This window comes from Streptomyces sp. NPDC001544 (assembly GCF_042894285.1).
Lineage (GTDB): Bacteria > Actinomycetota > Actinomycetes > Streptomycetales > Streptomycetaceae > Streptomyces.
In genome coordinates this window covers 267,020-285,101 of record NZ_JBIAVN010000005.1, presented here as the reverse complement: position 1 = coordinate 285,101, position 18,082 = coordinate 267,020, and the positions used below count along the sequence as shown (strand labels likewise).

Annotated in this window: 15 protein-coding genes; 11 read left to right on the top strand and 4 right to left on the bottom strand. The window is 72.1% G+C overall.

The features are described from left to right. The first annotated feature begins 97 nt into the window (after nucleotides 1-97). From ACFY0F_RS16390 to ACFY0F_RS16380, 3 genes are all read left to right on the top strand, one after another. On the top strand, nucleotides 98-2,551 hold the full coding sequence (locus ACFY0F_RS16390; RefSeq protein WP_388793703.1) for a SpoIIE family protein phosphatase: 2,454 nt from the start codon (nucleotides 98-100) through the stop codon (nucleotides 2,549-2,551). Nucleotides 2,552-2,653: 102 nt separating this feature from the next. Then, nucleotides 2,654-2,929 carry a hypothetical protein gene (locus tag ACFY0F_RS16385; RefSeq protein WP_388793701.1) on the top strand — a complete coding sequence of 92 codons (276 nt, stop codon included), beginning with the start codon at nucleotides 2,654-2,656 and terminating at the stop codon, nucleotides 2,927-2,929. Further along, nucleotides 2,926-4,440 carry a cytochrome bc complex cytochrome b subunit gene (locus tag ACFY0F_RS16380; protein ID WP_388793699.1) on the top strand — a complete coding sequence of 505 codons (1,515 nt, stop codon included), beginning with the start codon at nucleotides 2,926-2,928 and terminating at the stop codon, nucleotides 4,438-4,440. Before ACFY0F_RS16385 ends, ACFY0F_RS16380 begins: the two co-directional genes overlap by 4 nt. Here the strand turns inward: ACFY0F_RS16380 and ACFY0F_RS16375 are convergent. Both ACFY0F_RS16375 and ACFY0F_RS16370 read right to left on the bottom strand, forming a co-directional pair. Continuing rightward, the gene (locus ACFY0F_RS16375; RefSeq protein WP_388793697.1) at nucleotides 4,376-4,759 is read right to left on the bottom strand and encodes a cytochrome c oxidase subunit 4; all 384 of its coding nucleotides are present in this window, start codon (nucleotides 4,757-4,759) and stop codon (nucleotides 4,376-4,378) included. The two genes, ACFY0F_RS16380 and ACFY0F_RS16375, sit on opposite strands and share 65 nt — an antisense overlap. Continuing rightward, on the bottom strand, nucleotides 4,756-6,306 hold the full coding sequence (locus tag ACFY0F_RS16370) for a cbb3-type cytochrome c oxidase subunit I (RefSeq protein WP_388794080.1): 1,551 nt from the start codon (nucleotides 6,304-6,306) through the stop codon (nucleotides 4,756-4,758). Before ACFY0F_RS16370 ends, ACFY0F_RS16375 begins: the two co-directional genes overlap by 4 nt. Before the next feature lie 231 nt (nucleotides 6,307-6,537). On the opposite strand from ACFY0F_RS16370, the gene ACFY0F_RS16365 reads away from it, so the two are divergent. The 6 genes from ACFY0F_RS16365 to ACFY0F_RS16340 all read left to right on the top strand — a co-directional run bounded on the left by ACFY0F_RS16365 (nucleotide 6,538) and on the right by ACFY0F_RS16340 (nucleotide 11,020). After that, nucleotides 6,538-6,906, top strand: coding sequence for a DUF6479 family protein (locus ACFY0F_RS16365; protein WP_388793695.1), 369 nt, complete (start codon nucleotides 6,538-6,540; stop codon nucleotides 6,904-6,906). A gap of 64 nt (nucleotides 6,907-6,970) precedes the next feature. Continuing rightward, a complete protein-coding gene (locus ACFY0F_RS16360; protein ID WP_388793693.1) occupies nucleotides 6,971-7,147 on the top strand; it encodes a hypothetical protein in 177 nt (58 codons plus the stop codon). A 153-nt stretch (nucleotides 7,148-7,300) separates the two neighbouring features. Further along, nucleotides 7,301-8,368, top strand: coding sequence for a glucose-1-phosphate thymidylyltransferase (locus ACFY0F_RS16355; RefSeq protein WP_388793691.1), 1,068 nt, complete (start codon nucleotides 7,301-7,303; stop codon nucleotides 8,366-8,368). After that, complete coding sequence (gene rfbB / locus ACFY0F_RS16350) at nucleotides 8,365-9,342, top strand: dTDP-glucose 4,6-dehydratase (protein ID WP_388793689.1); 978 nt, start codon at nucleotides 8,365-8,367, stop codon at nucleotides 9,340-9,342. The genes ACFY0F_RS16355 and rfbB overlap by 4 nt, the downstream gene beginning before the upstream one ends. Then, the gene (gene rfbD / locus ACFY0F_RS16345) at nucleotides 9,342-10,220 is read left to right on the top strand and encodes a dTDP-4-dehydrorhamnose reductase (protein WP_388793687.1); all 879 of its coding nucleotides are present in this window, start codon (nucleotides 9,342-9,344) and stop codon (nucleotides 10,218-10,220) included. Before rfbB ends, rfbD begins: the two co-directional genes overlap by 1 nt. Then, nucleotides 10,217-11,020, top strand: a complete 804-nt coding sequence (locus ACFY0F_RS16340; protein ID WP_388793686.1) for a class I SAM-dependent methyltransferase — start codon at nucleotides 10,217-10,219, stop codon at nucleotides 11,018-11,020. Before rfbD ends, ACFY0F_RS16340 begins: the two co-directional genes overlap by 4 nt. Here ACFY0F_RS16340 and rfbC read toward each other — a convergent pair. Both rfbC and ACFY0F_RS16330 read right to left on the bottom strand, forming a co-directional pair. Beyond that, on the bottom strand, nucleotides 11,010-11,621 hold the full coding sequence (gene rfbC / locus ACFY0F_RS16335; protein ID WP_388793684.1) for a dTDP-4-dehydrorhamnose 3,5-epimerase: 612 nt from the start codon (nucleotides 11,619-11,621) through the stop codon (nucleotides 11,010-11,012). The genes ACFY0F_RS16340 and rfbC overlap by 11 nt on opposite strands. 4 nt (nucleotides 11,622-11,625) lie before the next feature. After that, nucleotides 11,626-13,590, bottom strand: coding sequence for a glycosyltransferase family 2 protein (locus tag ACFY0F_RS16330; protein ID WP_388793683.1), 1,965 nt, complete (start codon nucleotides 13,588-13,590; stop codon nucleotides 11,626-11,628). Nucleotides 13,591-13,857: 267 nt separating this feature from the next. Here ACFY0F_RS16330 and ACFY0F_RS16325 point away from each other — a divergent pair, with 267 nt between their 5' ends. Then, nucleotides 13,858-16,902 carry an FAD-binding and (Fe-S)-binding domain-containing protein gene (locus ACFY0F_RS16325; protein ID WP_388793681.1) on the top strand — a complete coding sequence of 1,015 codons (3,045 nt, stop codon included), beginning with the start codon at nucleotides 13,858-13,860 and terminating at the stop codon, nucleotides 16,900-16,902. A gap of 65 nt (nucleotides 16,903-16,967) precedes the next feature. Further along, on the top strand, nucleotides 16,968-18,077 hold the full coding sequence (locus tag ACFY0F_RS16320; protein WP_388793679.1) for an enolase C-terminal domain-like protein: 1,110 nt from the start codon (nucleotides 16,968-16,970) through the stop codon (nucleotides 18,075-18,077). The last annotated feature ends 5 nt before the right edge of the window (nucleotides 18,078-18,082 follow it).

The window sequence follows — 18,082 nt, the reverse complement described above, 5'->3', positions numbered from 1 at the left end:
GCACGGGTAAAGACATGTTCGGCCGGTTTCGATCGCGCCCCGCCGTGGGCTCCCCGGACCGGCACAGGGGCTGCGCGGGAATCCCATAAGCGCTGTAATGGCGAACGTGGTCAGTGAGGGCGCTGCGGTGAGCAGAACGAGAACGGAGCGTGCCGAACTTGCCCTCGAGGCGGTCACCGCCGACCTCGGCTCGCCCGACCGGCTGCGCCGTGTCCTCGAACACGCCCTCGTCTTCGCCGGTGCCGCGTTCGCCGGGGTGTACGCGCCTGCCGCGAACGGCGTCTCGCTGTTCCTCGTCGAGTCGGCGGGCCTGCCGCGCACGCTGTACGGGCTGCGCGACAGCTATCCCGCCGCCGGCCGGTCCCCGGCTGCCGAGGCCCACCGCGACGGGCGGCCCGTGTGGCTGGGCCCCGAGGCGATCGCCGGCGGCCCGGAGGGCCGGCGCACGCCCTCCACGGACTTCTCCCTGGCCTGCCTGCCGGTGCCCATGGACGGGGGTGGCTGTCTGCTCGCCGTCACCGAGAGCCCCGGGGGGTTCGGCACCGAGGACCGCGCCTGCCTCGAACTCATCGCGCGCGCCGCCGCCTGGCCCGCCCCGGTGGGCGCCGCCGACACCGGTGAACTGCCCGCCGACGCCTTCAGCCTGGCCATGGACACCGGCCGCATCGAGGTCGGCGAGGGGATCCTGGAGCTGTTCGGAATCACCAGGGAACAGTTCGACGGCAAGGTGGAGACCCTGCTCGGCCGGACGGTGCCGGAGGACCTGCCCGCACTGATGTCGGTCGTCGAGGCCGGCCACATGTCCATCGGCGACCGCGAGCTGGAGTTCCGCATCCTGCAGCCGTCCGGCCCGCCGAAGTGGCTGAGACTGCGCGGGCGGCTGCTCCCGGGCGGCGAGGGCCTGCCCGCACGCCTGGTCGGCACCGTCGCGGACGCCTCCACGCTGCGGTCCGCCGTCACCGACGTGGCCCGGGTACAGCGCCTGGCCGCCGCGCTCGCCACCGCGGGCACCGTCAAGGACGTCAGCCAGGCCGTGGTCGCCGCCCTGCGCCGACCGCTGCAGGCCGACCGGATCGCCCTGGCCGAGCTGGAGAACGACCGTCTGGTGGTCACCGTGCTCGACCCGCCCGAACCGGAGGTCTGGCCCGAGCTGTGGCGTTCGGAATGGCGCACCGAGTGGCCGGACGCACCGGTGCGGGCGATGCCCACCCTGGCCGCCGCCCTCCGCGAGGGCCGCACCCGGATCTGGTCCGCAGGGGCCGAGCTGGAGCCCGCCCTCGCCGAGGTCGGCCCCGGCGGCCTCGCCGTGCTGCCGCTGCCCGCCGCGGGCCGTATGGCGGGGGCCTGCCTGATCGGCTGGGACCACCCGCACGACTTCGGCCCCGACGAGCGTGCCCTGCTCACCGCCGCGGCGACCCTGGCCGGCCAGGCGCTGATGCGCGCCCACGCCTTCGACGCCGAGCACGAACTGGTCGGCATGCTGCAGCGCACCCTGCTGCCGCGCCGTCTGCCCAGGCTGCCCGGCGGGGTCGCGGTCGCCCGCTATCTGCCCACCACCGCGGGTCTCGAGGTCGGCGGCGACTGGTACGACGTGATCCCGCTGCCCGACAACCACGTGGCCCTGGTCATCGGCGACGTGCAGGGCCACAACGCGGGCGCCGCGACCCTGATGGGTCAGATGCGCACCGCCCTGCGCGCCTACGCGGCCGAGGGACACCCGCCGGACGTCGTCGTCTCCCACACCAACCGCCTGCTGCTGGAGATGGAGACCGACCTCTTCGCCACCTGCGCCTACGTCGACGTGGACATGGAGGAGGGCACCGCCTGGTGCGTGCGGGCCGGGCACCTGCCGCCCGTGCTGCGCCATCCGGACGGCACCACCACCGTCGTGGAGACGGAGGGCGGCCCGCCGCTCGGGGTGGCCGCCCAGGCCGAGTTCCCCATGACCCCGCTCCGCCTGCAGCGCGGCACCGTACTGGCGCTCACCACCGACGGCCTGGTGGAGTCCGCCGAGGAGGAACTCGACGCCGGGCTGGACCGGCTCGCCCACGACCTGTCCGCGTCCGACCCCGCCCACCTCGGGCTCGTCGCCGACACACTGCTCGCGGGCGCCCACCGCGGCGACGACGTCGCACTGCTTCTGCTGCGGTACGACGGCCTGGCGGTGCTCCCGCTCAGGGAGGGGTGGACGGTGTGGCGGGTCCCGGAGGCCGTCCGGCACGCCCGCCGCTTCACCCGGCGCACCCTGCGCGGCTGGGAACTGCCCGCCGACGACCTCGACGCCGTGCTGCTGGTCGTCTCCGAACTCGTCACCAACGCCCTGGTGCACACCGACGGCCAGGTACGCCTGGACCTCACCTTCGTCAGCCGGCGGCTGCGCGTCGCCGTCACGGACGCCTCGCCGCGCACACCGGTCAAGCCCACCAGCATCGGCTGGGAGGCCACCGGGGGCCGGGGCATCCTGCTCGTGGACGCCGTCTCGGCGGCATGGGGGACGCTGCCGGTCAGCGGTGGCAAGCAGGTCTGGGCCGACCTTCCGCTCGACGGCTGACCGGTCACGGCACCGGGGCCGACCCGCCACACGGGTGCGGGTGCGAGCCGCGTACGGCAGGTCGCACGGGTCCGCACGGCCGCCTTGCCTAGGTTTTCCGACGTGGCACACACCTTCGATGAGCTCGTGGAGAAGCAGCGCGCGGCCGCGGCGGCGCACGCGAGGGCGATGGCACTGCGTGACGCGTACGGCCCTCCGGCCCAGGGGCAGTGGACCGGCGCCCAGTCGTCGACCTACGAGACGGCACTGCGGGCCTGGCGCGACCTGGCCCGCGAGGTGCAGACGGCGCTCGGCGAGTACGCGAAGGAGACGGGAAGGTCGCGGGCGGAGATCGAGGCGGAGGTGCAGCGGGCGGCCGCGGAACCGGAAGAGACGTGACGGAACCCGTGCCGCCCGAGCCCGACCGCAGGTCCCGCGGTGAGCGGCTCGCCGACGCCGCGGACGCCCGGCTGCCGGTCGTCGAGGCCGGGTCGCTGCTGCGCAAGGCGTTCCCCGAGCACTGGTCCTTCCTCCTCGGCGAACTGGCGCTCTACAGCCTTCTCGTCCTGGTGCTGACCGGCGTCTGGCTGACCCTGTTCTTCAGGCCGGAGATGCACGAGGTCGTCTACACCGGCTCGTACCGGCCCCTGCGCGGGGTGCTGGTGTCGGAGGCCTTCGACTCCACCCTGCGCATCAGCTTCGACGTGCGCGGCGGCCTGCTGATCCGGCAGACCCACCACTGGGCCGCGCTGGTGTTCGTCGCCGCGATCGGCCTGCACATGCTGCGCATCTTCTTCACGGGCGCCTTCCGCAGACCCCGTGAGCTGAACTGGGTCATCGGGCTCACCCTGTTCGTGCTCTCCCTCGCCGAGGGTTTCGCCGGCTACTCGCTCCCCGACGACCTGCTCTCCGGCACCGGGCTGCGCATCGCGCAGAGCATCATGGCCTCCCTGCCGGTGGTGGGCACCTACGTCAGCTTCTTCGTCTTCGGCGGCGAGTATCCCGGCCACGACATCGTCACCCGGCTGTACCCGGTCCACATCCTGCTGCTGCCCGGGGCACTGATCGCCCTGGTCACCGTCCATCTGGTCCTGGTCTTCCACCTCAAGCACACCCAGTGGCGCGGACCGGGCCGGAGCAACGCAGGCGTCCTCGGCAAACCCCTCGTACCGCAGTTCACCGCCTCCTCGGCGGGCCTGTCCGTCATCGTCTTCGGCGTTCTGGTCCTGCTGGCCGCCCTCGCCCAGGTCAACCCGGTGTGGAACTACGGCCCCTACCGGCCCGACCTGGTCTCCACCGGCTCCCAGCCCGACTGGTACGTCGGCTTCCTGGAGGGCTCGCTGCGGCTGACACCGCCGTGGGAGACGAACATCGCCGGGCACACCTTCATGTGGAACGTGCTGCTGCCCGCGGTCGTGCTGCCCGCCCTGCTGTTCCTCGTGCTGTACGCCTACCCCTTCGTGGAGCAGCGCCTGACGGGGGAGTGGCATCAGGAGCGGCACCTGTGCGACCGGCCGCGCGAGCGCCCCGTACGCACCGGCCTGGGTGTCGCCGGGACGGTTTTCTACGGCGTGCTGCTGCTGGCGGGCGGCAACGACATCGTCGCCCAGACCTTCCGGATCTCGCTGAACACCCTGACCTGGGTGCTGCGCGTCGCGCTGGTGGTGGCCCCGGTGGCCGCGTTCCTCCTGACCCGATGGGTGTGCCTGGCCCTGGTGGAGGCCGAGCGGCACCGCCTGGACGAGGGCGAGCCCACCGGCGAGGTGCGCCAGGACGTCACCGGCGGCTACGACAGCGCCCACCACCCGGTCGACACCTTTCCGCCCGGTGCCCCCCGGCGGCCCCTCACCGATCCGCGTACTGGAAGACCAGCCCGAACACCCCGCGCGCCAGCACGCCGCAACCGATGAGGAACAGCCACAGCCCGAACACCACGCCGGTGGCCGCCAGGGCGAAGCCCAGTGCCGTGACCACCGGCCAGGGGCTCTCGTCCGGGAAGAACGCCACCGGCCCGGCGCCGTCGGCGACCTCGGCGTCCCCGCGGTCCTGGGCCCGCGCTCCCCGGCGCCGGTACTGCACCGCACAGAAGAACGCGACCACACCCCCCATCCCGAAGGCGATGACCAGGGCCGCGGTGCCCGCCGGCTCGCCCGACCAGGCCCCGTAGAGCGCGGCGGCCCCCGCGAAGAACAGTGCGACACCGCCGAACAGGAACGCCTCGGCCTTCATCGCAGCCCCTCCTCCTCCGCCCGCCTGACGATCGCGGGATGGTGCAGGTCGAAGGCGGGTGCCTCCGAGCGGATACGGGGCAGCGCCACGAAGTTGTGCCGCGGCGGCGGGCAGGACGTCGCCCACTCCAGCCCCCGCCCGTACCCCCACGGGTCGTCCTCCGTGACGGCCGGAGCCCGGGCGGCGGTGCGCCAGACGTTGTAGAGGAACGGCAGCGTGGACACGCCGAGCAGAAAGGCCCCGCCCGTCGAGATGCTGTTGAGCAGCGTGAACCCGTCGCCGGGCAGGTAGTCCGCGTAGCGGCGCGGCATGCCGGACTCGCCCAGCCAGTGCTGGACGAGGAACGTGAGCTGGAAGCCCGGGAAGAGCAGCCAGAAGTGGATCTTCCCGAGCCGCTCGTCGAGCATCTTGCCCGTGATCTTGGGCCACCAGAAGTAGAAGCCCGCGAACATCGCGAACACGACCGTGCCGAACAGCACGTAGTGCAGGTGCGCCACGATGAAGTACGAGTCGGTGAGGTGGAAGTCCAGCGGCGGTGAGGCGATCAGCACCCCGCTGAGCCCGCCCAGCAGGAACGACACCATGAAGCCCATCGACCACAGCATCGGTGTCTCGAACGACAGCGAGCCGTACCGGATGGTCCCGATCCAGGCGAAGAACTTGATCCCCGTGGGCACCGCGATCAGGAAGGACATGATCGAGAAGAACGGCAGCAGCACCGCGCCGGTGGCGAACATGTGGTGCGCCCACACCACCGCGGACAGCATGGTGATCGCGATGGTCGCGCCGATCAGCGGCAGGTAGCCGAAGAGCGGTTTGCGGGAGAAGACCGGCAGGATCTCGGTCACGATCCCGAAGAACGGCAGCGCGACGATGTAGACCTCCGGATGCCCGAAGAACCAGAACAGGTGCTGCCACAGCAGCGCGCCCCCGTTCGCCGCGTCGAACACATGCGCCCCGAACTTCCGGTCGGCCTCCAGTACCAGCAGCGTCGCGGTCAGCACGGGGAAGGCGGGCAGCACCAGGATCGAGGTGAACAGCACGTTCCAGGTGAAGATCGGCATCCGGAACATCGTCATGCCGGGGGCGCGCAGACAGGTGATCGTGGCGATGAAGTTCACCGCGGTCAGGGTCGTCGACACACCCGACACCACCAGCCCCATCGCCCACAGGTCACCGCCCGCGCCGGGGGAGAAGTACGCGCTGTTCAGCGGCGCGTAGGCGAACCAGCCGAAGGCGGCCGGGCCGCCGGGCACCAGGAAGCCCGCCACCACGATCAGTCCGCCGAACAGGTACATCCAGTACGACAGCGCGTTCAGCCGCGGGAAGGCCAGGTCCGGGGCGCCGATCTGCAGCGGCATGATCGCGTTGGCGAACCCGGCGAACATCGGCGTCGCGAACAGCAGCATCATGATCGTGCCGTGGATCGTGACGAACTGGTCGTAGCCCTGGTTGCTCAGGAACTGCAGGCCCGGACGGGCGAGCTCGGCGCGCATCGCGAGCGCCAGCAGTCCGGCCAGGAGAAAGAAGCAGAACGCCGTGACCATGTACAGCCGGCCGATGACCTTGTGATCGGTGGTCGTCGCCCAGCGCACCAGTGCCCGGCCCGGGCGGGGTGCTGTACGGGTGTACCGCTCGAGGACGTCGCCGCCGTCCGGAATCTCCGATAGTTCCGACATCGTCCATGAAGCTACCCGGGCGGGGGAGCGGCCCGCCCGCGCCACGCCGGAACCGTCCGGGCCAGGCATTCGCCGCGCACGCCCGGGTACCCGGGGTTCATGGACACTGCCATCAGCGAGGCCGCAGGAGCCGGCTCCGCCTTCGGGTACATCGCCATCCTCGTCGTGGGCGTCGCCGTCGTCGCCGGGCTGATCTGGGCCTTCCGCCTGGGCTTCAAGGTGCGCCGGCGCGAGCCGGCCCCGCCCCGGCCGGAAGAACAGCCCACGCGCCCGGTGTCCGGGCCGGTCCAGGAGGAACGCCAGGCACGCTCGTGGGACGACGTGCCCCAGGCGGCCGACGAGAGCGAGCGGCTCACCCCGCACCAGCTCAACCCCACCGGGACCAAGCCGGCCGACGATCAGCGGCGCCCGCGCTGGGAGCCCGGTTCGAGCGGGTCGTTCGGCGGGGGCGGCGGAGGCCGCACGTGAAAAGGCGGCAAGAAGGCAGTAAGAGGCCGCCCGGTAAGGGACAGCAAGGAAGAAGTGAGAAGTCGTGACCGTGCACAGCAGTGAGAAGCCCGTCGCCGGCATGGCCGAGACGGGCTGGGCGAAGGCCCGCCGACGGTGGGGAAAGGGGCTGCGTACCTGCCTGCCGGCCATCGTCGAGCGCGGCGGGCCGCGGGAGGCGCCCCAGGGCCGGGACGGCAACATCGTCCGCGGGGAGGACTGACCCGGCGGAGAGCGGGAGGACCGGCCCCGGCCGAAATCAGTAGACCGGTCCACCCCGGCCTCATCAGAACCGCACACCAGAGCCGCGCGGTCTTAACAAACCGGCAGAACCAACAAAGGCCGAATCTCGACCATCGCCGTTAAGGTGTGGCAGATGAAGGCTCTGGTGCTCTCCGGCGGTGCCGGTACCCGGCTGCGTCCGATCACCCACACCTCCGCCAAGCAGCTGGTCCCCGTGGCCAACAAACCGGTGCTCTTCTACGGGCTGGAATCCATCGCCGCCGCCGGGATCACCGAGGTGGGGATGATCGTCGGGGACACGGCCGCCGAGATCGAGGAAGCGGTCGGCGACGGCTCCAGGTTCGGCCTGAAAGTCACCTACATACCCCAGGAGCGCCCCCTCGGCCTGGCGCACGCGGTGCTGATCGCACGGGACTTCCTCGGTGACGACGACTTCGTCATGTACCTCGGGGACAACTTCATCGTCGGCGGCATCCGCGACCTGGTCGAGGGCTTCCGCGCCAGCCGCCCCGACGCGCAGATCCTGCTGACCCGGGTCCCCGACCCCCGCTCCTTCGGCGTCGCCGAGCTCGACCCCTCGGGCCAGGTGATCGCCCTGGAGGAGAAGCCCGAGCATCCCAAGAGCGACCTGGCCCTGGTCGGGGTCTACCTCTTCACCCCCGTGATCCACGAGGCGGTGCGTGCCGTCGAGCCGTCCTGGCGGGGCGAACTCGAGATCACCCACGCCATCCAGCGCCTCATCGACGCCCGCGCCGACGTCCGCTCCACGGTCATCAGGGGCTACTGGAAGGACACCGGCAACGTCGGCGACATGCTCGAGGTCAACCGCATGGTCCTGGAGGGCGTGGAGCGGCGCATCGACGGCGAGGTGGACGAGGCGTCCGAGACCGTCGGACGGGTCGTCGTCGAGGAGGGCGCGCGGATCGTCAACTCACGGATCGTGGGCCCCGCCGTCATCGGCGCCGGAACCCTCGTCGGCGACTCCTACGTGGGACCGTTCACCTCCATCGCGGAGAACTGCCGGATCACGGACAGCGAGCTCGAGTTCTCCATAGTGCTGCGGGACTCCTCCATCGACGGGGTGGGCAGGATCGAGTCCTCGCTGATCGGCCGGCACGTCGAGGTGACCCCGGCGCCCGACGTGCCCAGTGCCCACCGACTCGTCCTCGGAGACCACAGCAAGGTGCAGATCCGTTCATGAATCTCCTCGTCACCGGCGGCGCCGGGTTCATCGGCTCCCGCTACGTCCGCACCCTCCTCGCCGACGACGCGCCCGACGCGCCGCGCATCACCGTGCTGGACAAGCTCACCTACGCCGGCACGCGTGCCAACCTGCCCGCCGGCCATCCCCGCCTCGAGTTCGTCCAGGGCGACATATGCGACGCCGGCCTGGTCGACCAGCTCATGGCCGAAGCCGACCAGGTCGTGCACTTCGCCGCCGAGTCCCACGTGGACCGCTCGATCGCGGGGGCGGGCGAGTTCGTGCTCACCAACGTGGTCGGCACCCAGACCCTGCTGGACGCTGCGCTGCGCCACGGCGTCGGCCCGTTCGTGCACATCTCCACCGACGAGGTCTACGGCTCCATCGACACCGGCTCCTGGCCCGAGACCCATCCGCTCGCCCCGAACTCCCCGTACTCCGCCTCCAAGGCCTCCTCCGACCTGCTCGCCCTGGCCCAGCACCGCACCCACGGCCTGGACGTGCGGGTCACCCGGTGCTCCAACAACTACGGCCCGCACCAGTTCCCCGAGAAGGTCATCCCGCTGTTCGTCACCAACCTCCTCGACGGCCGGCAGGTCCCGCTCTACGGCGACGGGCGCAACGTCCGCGACTGGCTGCACGTCGACGACCACTGCCACGGCGTGGAGCTGGTGCGCACCAGGGGCCGTGCCGGTGAGGTGTACAACATCGGCGGCGGCACGGAGCTGAGCAACAAGGAACTCACCGGGCTGCTCCTCGAGGCCTGTGGAGCGGACTGGGACCGGGTGGCGTACGTCGCCGACCGCAAGGGGCACGACCTGCGCTACTGCGTGGACTGGAGCAAGGCCCGCGACGAGCTGGGCTACCGGCCGCGCCGCGACTTCGCCACCGGCCTCGCCGACACGGTCGCCTGGTACCGGGACAACCGGGCCTGGTGGGAACCGCTGAAGCAGCGCACTCGTCTGGGGGCCTGATGAGGTGGCTGGTCACCGGCGCGGGCGGCATGCTCGGCCGCGACACCGTCGGGGAACTCCTGCGGCGCGGTGCGGACGTGACGGGCCTGGACCGCGCGGCCCTCGACATCACCGACGCCGACGCCGTCCGCCGGGCCTTCGAGGAGCACCGGCCCGGCATCGTCGTCAACTGCGCCGCGTACACGGCCGTCGACGACGCCGAGACCGACGAGGCGCGGGCGCTCGCCGTCAACGGCGACGGACCGAGGCTGCTCGCCCGCGCCTGCGCCGGGCACGGCGCCCGCCTGATCCATGTCTCCACCGACTACGTCTTCTCGGGCGAGGCCCGAGCCACCCCGTACGCGGAGGACCACCCCCCGGCACCGCGCACCGCCTACGGCCGGACCAAGCTGGCGGGGGAGCGGGCGGTGTTCGAGGAGCTCCCGGACGCGGCCGTGGTGCGCACCGCCTGGCTGTACGGCGTCCACGGCCGCAGCTTCGTGCGCACGATGCTGGAACTGGAAGGCCGCCGGGACACCCTCGACGTGGTCGACGACCAGCGCGGGCAGCCGACCTGGAGCGCGGACCTCGCCGTCCGGATCGCGGACCTCGGTGCGAAGCCCTCCCGCGAGGCGGCCGCACAGGGTATCTTCCACGCCACCGGTTCCGGTGAGGCCAGCTGGTACGAGCTGGCCCGGGAGGTGTTCCGGCTCGCCGGCGCCGATCCGGACCGGGTGCGCCCCACCGACAGCCGGGCCTTCGCCCGGCCCGCCCCCCGCCCCGCCTACAGCGTCCTGGGCCACAACCGGTGGCGGGAGGCGGGCCTGGAACCGCTGCGGGACTGGCGGTCCGCCCTGCACGAAGCACTGCCCCACATCCGCGAGGAGATCGCTCAGTGAAACGGCACGAGTTCCTGCGGGAACTCCACAAGGTCACCGCGAACCGCAACTACCTGGAGATCGGCGTCAACGACGGCCGCAGCCTGACACTGTCCCGGGTGCCGAGCATCGCGATCGACCCGGCGTTCAAGGTGGTCACGGAGATCCGCTGCGACGTCCACCTGGCGAAGGCGACCAGCGACGACTTCTTCGCCCGTGACAACCCCCTCGCGCACCTCAGGGGCGGCCGCCACCCGCTGCGCAACCTGGCCCGCAACCGCAGCCCGTTCGGCTACTGGCGGCGCACCACCCTGGACCTGTCGTTCATCGACGGCATGCACCTGTTCGAGTACGCGCTGCGCGACTTCATCAACATCGAGAAGCACTCGGACTGGGCCAGCGTGATCGTCTTCGACGACATGCTGCCGCGCAACGTCGACGAGGCGGCCCGCGACCGGCACACCGACGCCTGGACCGGCGACGTCTACAAGCTCGTCGAGATCCTGAACCGGCACCGTCCCGACCTGGTGACGGTCCTGGTGGACACCGCGCCCACCGGGCAGCTGGTCGTCTTCGGCGCCGACCCGGACAACACGGTGCTGAGGGACAGGTACGACGAGATCATCGCGGAGTTCGAGGTCCCGGATCCGCAGAAGGTGCCCGAGCAGATCCTGGAGCGTACGACGGCCGTTGAGCCTCAGGCGCTGATCGACGCGGGCTTCTGGAAACCGCTGGTGGCGGCCCGTGACCGCGGCACCAAGCGGTCGCGCGGCTGGGAGCCCCTGCGCCGCGCGGTGCAGCAGCTCGGCGTCAGCCGCTGAGCCGCCCCCCGGCCCGGAGCCACTCGTCGTGGGCGGAGCAGTCCGCATAGGTGGGAAGCAGTCCGGACCGCTTCGCCTCGGCGAGTGAGGGGGACGCCGCGTCCTTCTCGGACAGCAGCGGCTCGATGCCCTCGGGCCAGGCGATGCCCAGCTCGGGGTCGAGCGGGTGCACCCCGTGCTCACGCTCGGGTGCGTACCCGGCCGAGCACAGGTACACCACCGTGGCGTCGTCGGTGAGCGCCATGAACGCGTGCCCCAGCCCCTCCGCGAGGAACACGGCGGTGCGGGTGTCGTCGTCCAGGCGTACGGCCTCCCACCGGCCGAAGGTGGGCGAGCCGACGCGGATGTCCACGATCACGTCCAGGACGGCGCCGCGTACGCAGGTGAGGTACTTGGCCTGGCCGGGCGGTACGTCGGCGAAGTGGATCCCGCGCAGCACGCCCCGCCGCGACACCGAGCAGTTGGCCTGGGCGAGGTGGAGGTCGTATCCGGTGGCCTCGCGGAACTCCGCCCCGCGGTACCACTCGTGGAAGCTGCCCCGGGAGTCGGGGAACACCTTGGGTTCCAGGACCCAGGCGCCTGCTGTCTCCAGTGCGCGCACGCCGTCACGCCTTTCGTGTGTCGCCGGTGGAACCGATCCTGCGCCGGGCCGCGCCCGCCATCCGCCGCACCGTGCGCGCCAGCCGCCGTACCGGGCCGGGCACGGGCGGACCCGCCAGGCGGACGCCGCCGCCACGGCTGACGTGCAGGGCCAGCGGCAGGGCGAGGAACCGCGGCGTCGCCGCCCGGGGCGCCGGACACAGCTCCGGCCGCCACACCGCCCCCCGCATCGCGGACAGGGGCAGCGCGGTCTGCAGCAGGGCGCCGTCGCCCTCCGCGGGGGTCAGTGTCCCGGTCTCCTGCAGGGGGCCGCCGGACGCGGCGCCCGACCAGCGCAGCACCACGTCGGTGCGGTCGGCGACGTACAGCGGCAGCACGAGGCCGAGCAGCCGGCCGCCGGAGACCGTGGCGTCCTCGGGGGTCAGTCCGCCGAGCCCGAGTGCCCTGGTCGCCCGGTCGACGTCCAGGGAGAAGTTGTCGTGACTCCTGGTCCAGTACGGCAGCACCACCCGGCCGGCGACGAGCCCCGCGGGGAGAGCGGGGCGGTCACGCCGCGGGGCCGGGCCCAGCCGGCAGTCCTTGGTCCAGCCGCCGAGGCCGACCCGCACGTACGCGTCCCACAGACCGGCGTGCAGCGGGGCGCCGCCCGCCGCGTCGGCGGGGTCGACGGTGGCCGTGCCGTGCAGCACCAGCCGGACACGGCCGTCCTCGGCCGGAACGCGCTCTCGGGTGAGGTCCACCTTCTGGAAGAAGGAGGCGGCGCTGGCGCGGTCGCGCAGGATCAGATGGGCGCTCGCCCTGCCGAAGCCGTCCACGGCGGCCCCGCCGAGCCAGGCGGCCGCCTCGTCGAGGTCCCGGGGCGCGCCGTCGGCGGGGGCGGCGGCCTGGTCGGCGGCGAAGGTCAGCGCCCGGCCGTCACGGTGGTACTCGGCGGTGAAGGCGACCCGCAGTCTCCCGTCCCGCCACTCCACCCCGGTGGGCACCGCCTTGGGCGTGACGCCGCTCTCCCACTCGGCGTAGGCGACCAGGTCGTCGTAGCGGTCCTCGCGGATGAGCGCGGCGACGATCCGCTGCCCCGGGCGCAGCCCGCCCGCGACACCGGGGCCGAAGCGCTCCAGGACGACGCCGCGCATCTCCTGGAAGAGTTGGCGCCGGTAGTCGTCCGGCTTGTGCAGCAGGCGGCGGCCGCTCATCCGCTCGACGATCTCCACACGCAGCCAGCGGCGCAGCAGCCGGTCGCGCAGCGGGCCGGGCTCGGTGTACCGCTCGACGACGTCCAGGGCCTCGCGGAGGTTCTTGAAGTAGCCGACCGGGTCGAACCGCTGGAAGCCGGCGTTGGACGCGTCGTCCCGCTTGACGTGGTAGTAGCAGACGTAGTCGCTGAGCACCGAGACGTTGTCCGCCCGCAGATACGCCTCCGTGACGAAGACGTGGTCCTCCAGGCGCCGCCGGCCCTCCGGGAAGCGCAGGCCGGTGCGGTCCAGGAACGCGCGGCGGACCATCTTGTGCGGGGTGAGGCTGTCGATCAGCGGGGCGTTCTCGACGGTGGCGTGCGGGTGGTTGCGGCGGAACAGCTCCACCGGGACCGGTCGGCCCTTTCCGGCCATCTTTCCGACGATCACGTCGGCCTTGTTCGCCACCCCGTACTCGTACATACGTTCGAGAGCTTCGTCGCCGAGGTAGTCGTCGTTGTCGACGAACATCACGTACTCGCCCCTGGAGGCCTCGATGCCGACGTTGCGGGGCTTGCCCGACCAGCCGGAGTTCGCCTGGTGGATCACCTGGATGTGCGGGTGCTCGGCGGCGAGTGTGTCCAGGTGAGCGGGTGTCCCGTCGGTGGAGCCGTCGTCGACGAAGATCACCTCGAACTCGTCGGTAGGCAGTGACTGCCGCAGCATCGAGGCGATGCAGTCCTCGATGTACGGCCCGGGGTTGTACACGGGGACGATGACGCTGACCTTGACCGGCATCCGGCTTTCGAGCCCCCTTCGATCACCACCCGTCGCCTGGGCGGCACGTGCGCGTGGCCGAATGCTAACCCGGCCACTTGTGCGGAAGCCTGTTCGGTCTCGGTAAGGGATCGGCTCGATATGGGTAAGGAACCGCTCGCCCCGGACGGGGGCCGGCAGCCTTCCCGACCGCCGCCGACAGAGGTCAGTTGCACGCAACGATCCCTGGGTACTCGCACGTCCGTGACCGGGCGAAGGCCATCCGGCGAGACACGAGGATGTGAGCAGATGACCCCTCCGGACGTGACGGGATTGGAGGCGGCACTGCGCGCGGAAGTGGACGGCGAGGTCCGCTTCGACGCCGGCAGCCGCGGTGCCTATGTCACGGACGGCTCGAACTACCGGCAGGTCCCGCTCGGTGTGGTCGTCCCCCGCACGGTCGAGGCGGGGGCGCGGGCGGTGGAGGCCTGTGCCAGGTTCGACGCCCCGGTGCTCTCCCGCGGCGGTGGCACCAGCCTGGCCGGGCAGACCACCAACACCGCCGTGGTGATCGACTGGAGCAAGTACTGCAACGCGGTGGTCTCGGTGGACCCCGACGCACGCACCTGCGTGGTCGAACCCGGCATCGTCCTGGACGAACTCAACCGGCAACTGGCCGACCACAAGCTGCAGTTCGGGCCGAAGCCGTCCACACACAGCCACTGCGCGCTCGGCGGGATGATCGGCAACAACTCCTGCGGCGCCTCCGCCCAGGCGTACGGCAAGACCGTCGACAACGTGCGCCGCCTGGAGATCCTCACCTACGACGGCGTCCGCGCCTGGGTGGGACCGACCTCGGCCGCCGAACGCGAGCGGATCGCCGCCGAGGGCGGACGGCTGTCCGAGATCTACGCCGGACTGGACCGCATCGCCGGCGAGTACCTCGCCGACATCCGCCGCGGCTACCCCAAGATCCCCCGCCGGGTCTCCGGCTACAACCTCGACTCCCTGCTGCCCGAGAACGGCTTCGACGTCGCCCGGGCCCTGGTGGGCAGCGAGGGCACCCTGGTGACCGTGCTGCGCGCCGAACTGGACCTCGTGCCGGTCCCGCCGTACAAGTCGCTGCTGGTGCTCGGCTACGACGACATCTGCGCCGCCGGCGACGACGTGACGCGCCTGCTGGAACACTGCTCGCCCAGCCAGCTGGAGGCGCTGGACGGACGGATGGCGCAGCTCATGCGCGAGGAGGGCGCCTACCTCGACTCCCTCGCCATCCTTCCCGAGGGCGACAGCTGGCTGATGGTGCAGTACAGCGGCGACAGCCAGGACGACGTCGACGCACAGGCACACGCGCTCCTGCGGGCCATCGGCCGCGACGAGAAGGACAAGAACGTCGCCTTCTCCGACAACCCCGACCGCGAGGAGAAGATGCTCAAGGCCCGCGAGGCCGGCCTCGGCGTCACCGCGCGGCCCCCGGACGACCGCGAGACCTGGGAGGGCTGGGAGGACTCGGCCGTACCCCCCGAACGACTCGGCGACTACCTGCGCGACCTGAAGAAACTGTTCGAGGAGTTCGACTACGGCCACCCCTCCTTGTACGGGCACTTCGGGCAGGGCTGTGTGCACACCCGCATCCCCTTCGGGCTGAAGACCGCCGAGGGCGTACGGGACTTCCGCCGGTTCCTGGAGCGCGCCGCCGACCTCGTGGCCTCCTACGGCGGCTCCCTGTCCGGCGAGCACGGCGACGGCCAGTCCCGGGGCGAACTGCTCACCCGGATGTTCGGCGAGCGGCTGGTGACCGCGTTCGGCGAGCTGAAAGCCCTGTTCGACCCCCGCGACCGGATGAACCCCGGCAAGATCGTCCGCCCCAACCCCGTCGACGGGCAGCTGCGCCTCGGCCCCTCCTGGCGCCCGGCCACCCCCGAGACGCACTTCGGCTACCCGGACGACGACCACTCCTTCACCCGCGCGGTCATGCGCTGCGTCGGAATCGGCAACTGCCGCGGCCACTCCGGAGGCGTGATGTGCCCCTCGTACCGGGCCACCCGGGAGGAGGAGCACTCCACCCGCGGCCGGTCCCGGCTGCTCTTCGAGATGCTGAACGGCCACGCCGACTCCACCATCAAGGACGGCTGGCGCTCCACCGAGGTCCACGACGCCCTCGACCTGTGCCTGGCCTGCAAGGGCTGCAAGTCGGACTGCCCCACCGGGGTCGACATGGCGACGCTCAAGGCGGAGTTCCTCGCCCACCACTACGAGGGCCGGGTACGCCCCGCCGCCCACTACGCCATGGGCTGGCTGCCCCTTTGGGCCCGCCTCTCCCGGATCGCCCCCTCGCTCGTCAACGGCGCGCTGCACGCGCCGGGCCTCGCCCGGCTGGGCAAGCGGCTGGCGGGCGTGGACGCGGCCCGGCCCGCGCCCGTCTTCGCAGGACAGTCCTTCCTCCAGTGGTGGCGGGAACGCGGCACCGAGCAGCCCGACCCCGCCGACCCGCGGACCGTGGTGCTGTGGCCCGACACCTTCAGCACCTACTTCCACCCCTCCATCGCGATCTCGGCCGTACGGGTCCTCGAGGACGCCGGCTTCCACGTCGCCGTACCCGAAAAGCCGGTGTGCTGCGGCCTGACCTGGATCTCCACCGGACAGCTCACCGTCGCCGAGAAGGTCCTGCGCCGCACCATCGACACCCTGCGCCCCTACCTGGAGGCCGGCACCCCGGTCATCGGCCTGGAACCGTCCTGCACCGCCGTGTTCCGCTCCGACGCGCCCGAGCTGATGCCCGCCGACCAGGACGTGTGCCGGCTCGCCGGGCAGGTGCGCACCTTCGCCGAGCAACTCGTCCACCACGCGCCCGACGACTGGCGGCCGCCCCGGCTCGCCCGGCAGGCGACCGTGCAGACCCACTGCCACCAGCACGCCATCATGAAGTTCGACGCCGACCGGGAGCTGATGCGCCGCGCCCACCTCGACGCCGACGTGCTCGACGAGGGCTGCTGCGGCCTGGCCGGCAACTTCGGCTTCGAACGAGGCCACCACGAGGTCTCCATGGCCGTCGCCGAACAGGGCGTCCTGCCCGCCGTCCGCGAGGCGGCCCCCGACAGCCTGGTGCTCGCCGACGGCTTCAGCTGCCGCACCCAGATCGAGCAGGGCGACACCGGCCGCCGCGCCCTGCACCTCGCCGAGGTGCTGGCCCTGGCGATGGACGGCAACCTGCCGAGCGACCGGCCCGAACGCCTCGCCCAGCGCCCGCCGGAGCCCTCCCGCACCGCACGCTGGGTGACCGCCGCCTCGATCGCCGCCCTGACCGGCGCGGCCGCCGCCGGCACCGCCCTGCGGCTGCGGCGCCGCACCTGACGATCCCGGCAGCACCACCGCACCGCCGAACACGCCTGTACACGGGCCCATGCCTGGGAGGAGACATGACGGATCAGCCGGTCGTCGAGCTGGTGGACACCTCCGTCTACACCGTGCCCACCGACGCGCCCGAGGCCGACGGCACCCTCGCCTGGGACAGCACCACGCTCGTCCTGGTCACCGTCCGCGCCGGCGACGCGAGCGGACTCGGCTACACCTACGCGCCCGCCGCCACCGCGGACCTCGTGGACGACCTGCTCGCCGGTGTCGTCACCGACTCCCCGGCGTTCGACGTGCCCCGCCTGAACGAGGAGATGCACCGCGCGGTGCGCAACGCGGGCGGGCCCGGCGTGGCCGCGCAGGCGATCGCCGCCGTCGACATCGCGCTGTGGGACCTCAAGGCCCACCTGCTCGGCCTGCCTCTCGTCGACCTGCTGGGCGCAGCCCGCGACGACGTGCCCGTGTACGGCAGCGGCGGCTTCACCACCTACGACGACCAGCGGCAGGACCGGCAGCTGCGCGGCTGGGCCGAGGAGCAGGGCATCCCCCGCGTCAAGATCAAGATCGGGGAGTCGTGGGGCACCCGCGAGGACCGCGACCTGGACCGGGTCCGCCGGGCCCGCGCGAGCGTCGGTGACACCACGGCCCTGTACGTGGACGCCAACGGCGGCTACAGCGCGAAGCAGGCCCTGCGCATCGCCGACGCCCTGGCCGGCCAGGGGGTGACCTGGTTCGAGGAACCGGTCTCCTCCGACCACCTCACCAGCCTCGCCTCCATCCGCGCCCACGCCCCCATGGACGTGGCGGCGGGGGAGTACGGCTACACCCTCCCGTACTTCGAGCACATGCTCGCCGCCGACGCGGTGGACTGCCTCCAGGCCGACGTCACCCGCTGTGGCGGGATCACCGTCTGGCTGCGGGCCGCCGCCCTGGCCCATGCCCGGGGTCTGGACATCTCCGGGCACTGCGCTCCGCACGCCCACGCGCACGCCGCCGCGGCGGTGCCCAACCTGCGCCACCTGGAGTGGTTCCACGACCATGTGCGCATCGAACGGATCGTCTTCGACGGGGTCCTCGACCCGGCGGGCGGCAGCGTCGTCCCCGGCGCCGACGGAACGCCGGGACTGGGGCTGACCCTCGCCGCCGAGCGCGCCCGGCCCTACCGCGTGCGGTGAGCGAG

What these genes read in the sequence shown, in the direction of transcription:
- ACFY0F_RS16355 (WP_388793691.1), top strand. Translation starts at nt 7,301, where the DNA reads ATGAAGGCTCTGGTGCTCTCCGGCGGTGCCGGTACCCGGCTGCGTCCG.
- ACFY0F_RS16390 (WP_388793703.1), top strand. Translation starts at nt 98, where the DNA reads ATGGCGAACGTGGTCAGTGAGGGCGCTGCGGTGAGCAGAACGAGAACG.
- ACFY0F_RS16375 (WP_388793697.1), bottom strand. Translation starts at nt 4,759, where the DNA reads ATGAAGGCCGAGGCGTTCCTGTTCGGCGGTGTCGCACTGTTCTTCGCG.
- ACFY0F_RS16370 (WP_388794080.1), bottom strand. Translation starts at nt 6,306, where the DNA reads ATGGTCACGGCGTTCTGCTTCTTTCTCCTGGCCGGACTGCTGGCGCTC.
- ACFY0F_RS16320 (WP_388793679.1), top strand. Translation starts at nt 16,968, where the DNA reads ATGACGGATCAGCCGGTCGTCGAGCTGGTGGACACCTCCGTCTACACC.
- ACFY0F_RS16365 (WP_388793695.1), top strand. Translation starts at nt 6,538, where the DNA reads ATGGACACTGCCATCAGCGAGGCCGCAGGAGCCGGCTCCGCCTTCGGG.
- ACFY0F_RS16330 (WP_388793683.1), bottom strand. Translation starts at nt 13,590, where the DNA reads ATGCCGGTCAAGGTCAGCGTCATCGTCCCCGTGTACAACCCCGGGCCG.
- rfbD (WP_388793687.1), top strand. Translation starts at nt 9,342, where the DNA reads ATGAGGTGGCTGGTCACCGGCGCGGGCGGCATGCTCGGCCGCGACACC.
- rfbB (WP_388793689.1), top strand. Translation starts at nt 8,365, where the DNA reads ATGAATCTCCTCGTCACCGGCGGCGCCGGGTTCATCGGCTCCCGCTAC.
- ACFY0F_RS16325 (WP_388793681.1), top strand. Translation starts at nt 13,858, where the DNA reads ATGACCCCTCCGGACGTGACGGGATTGGAGGCGGCACTGCGCGCGGAA.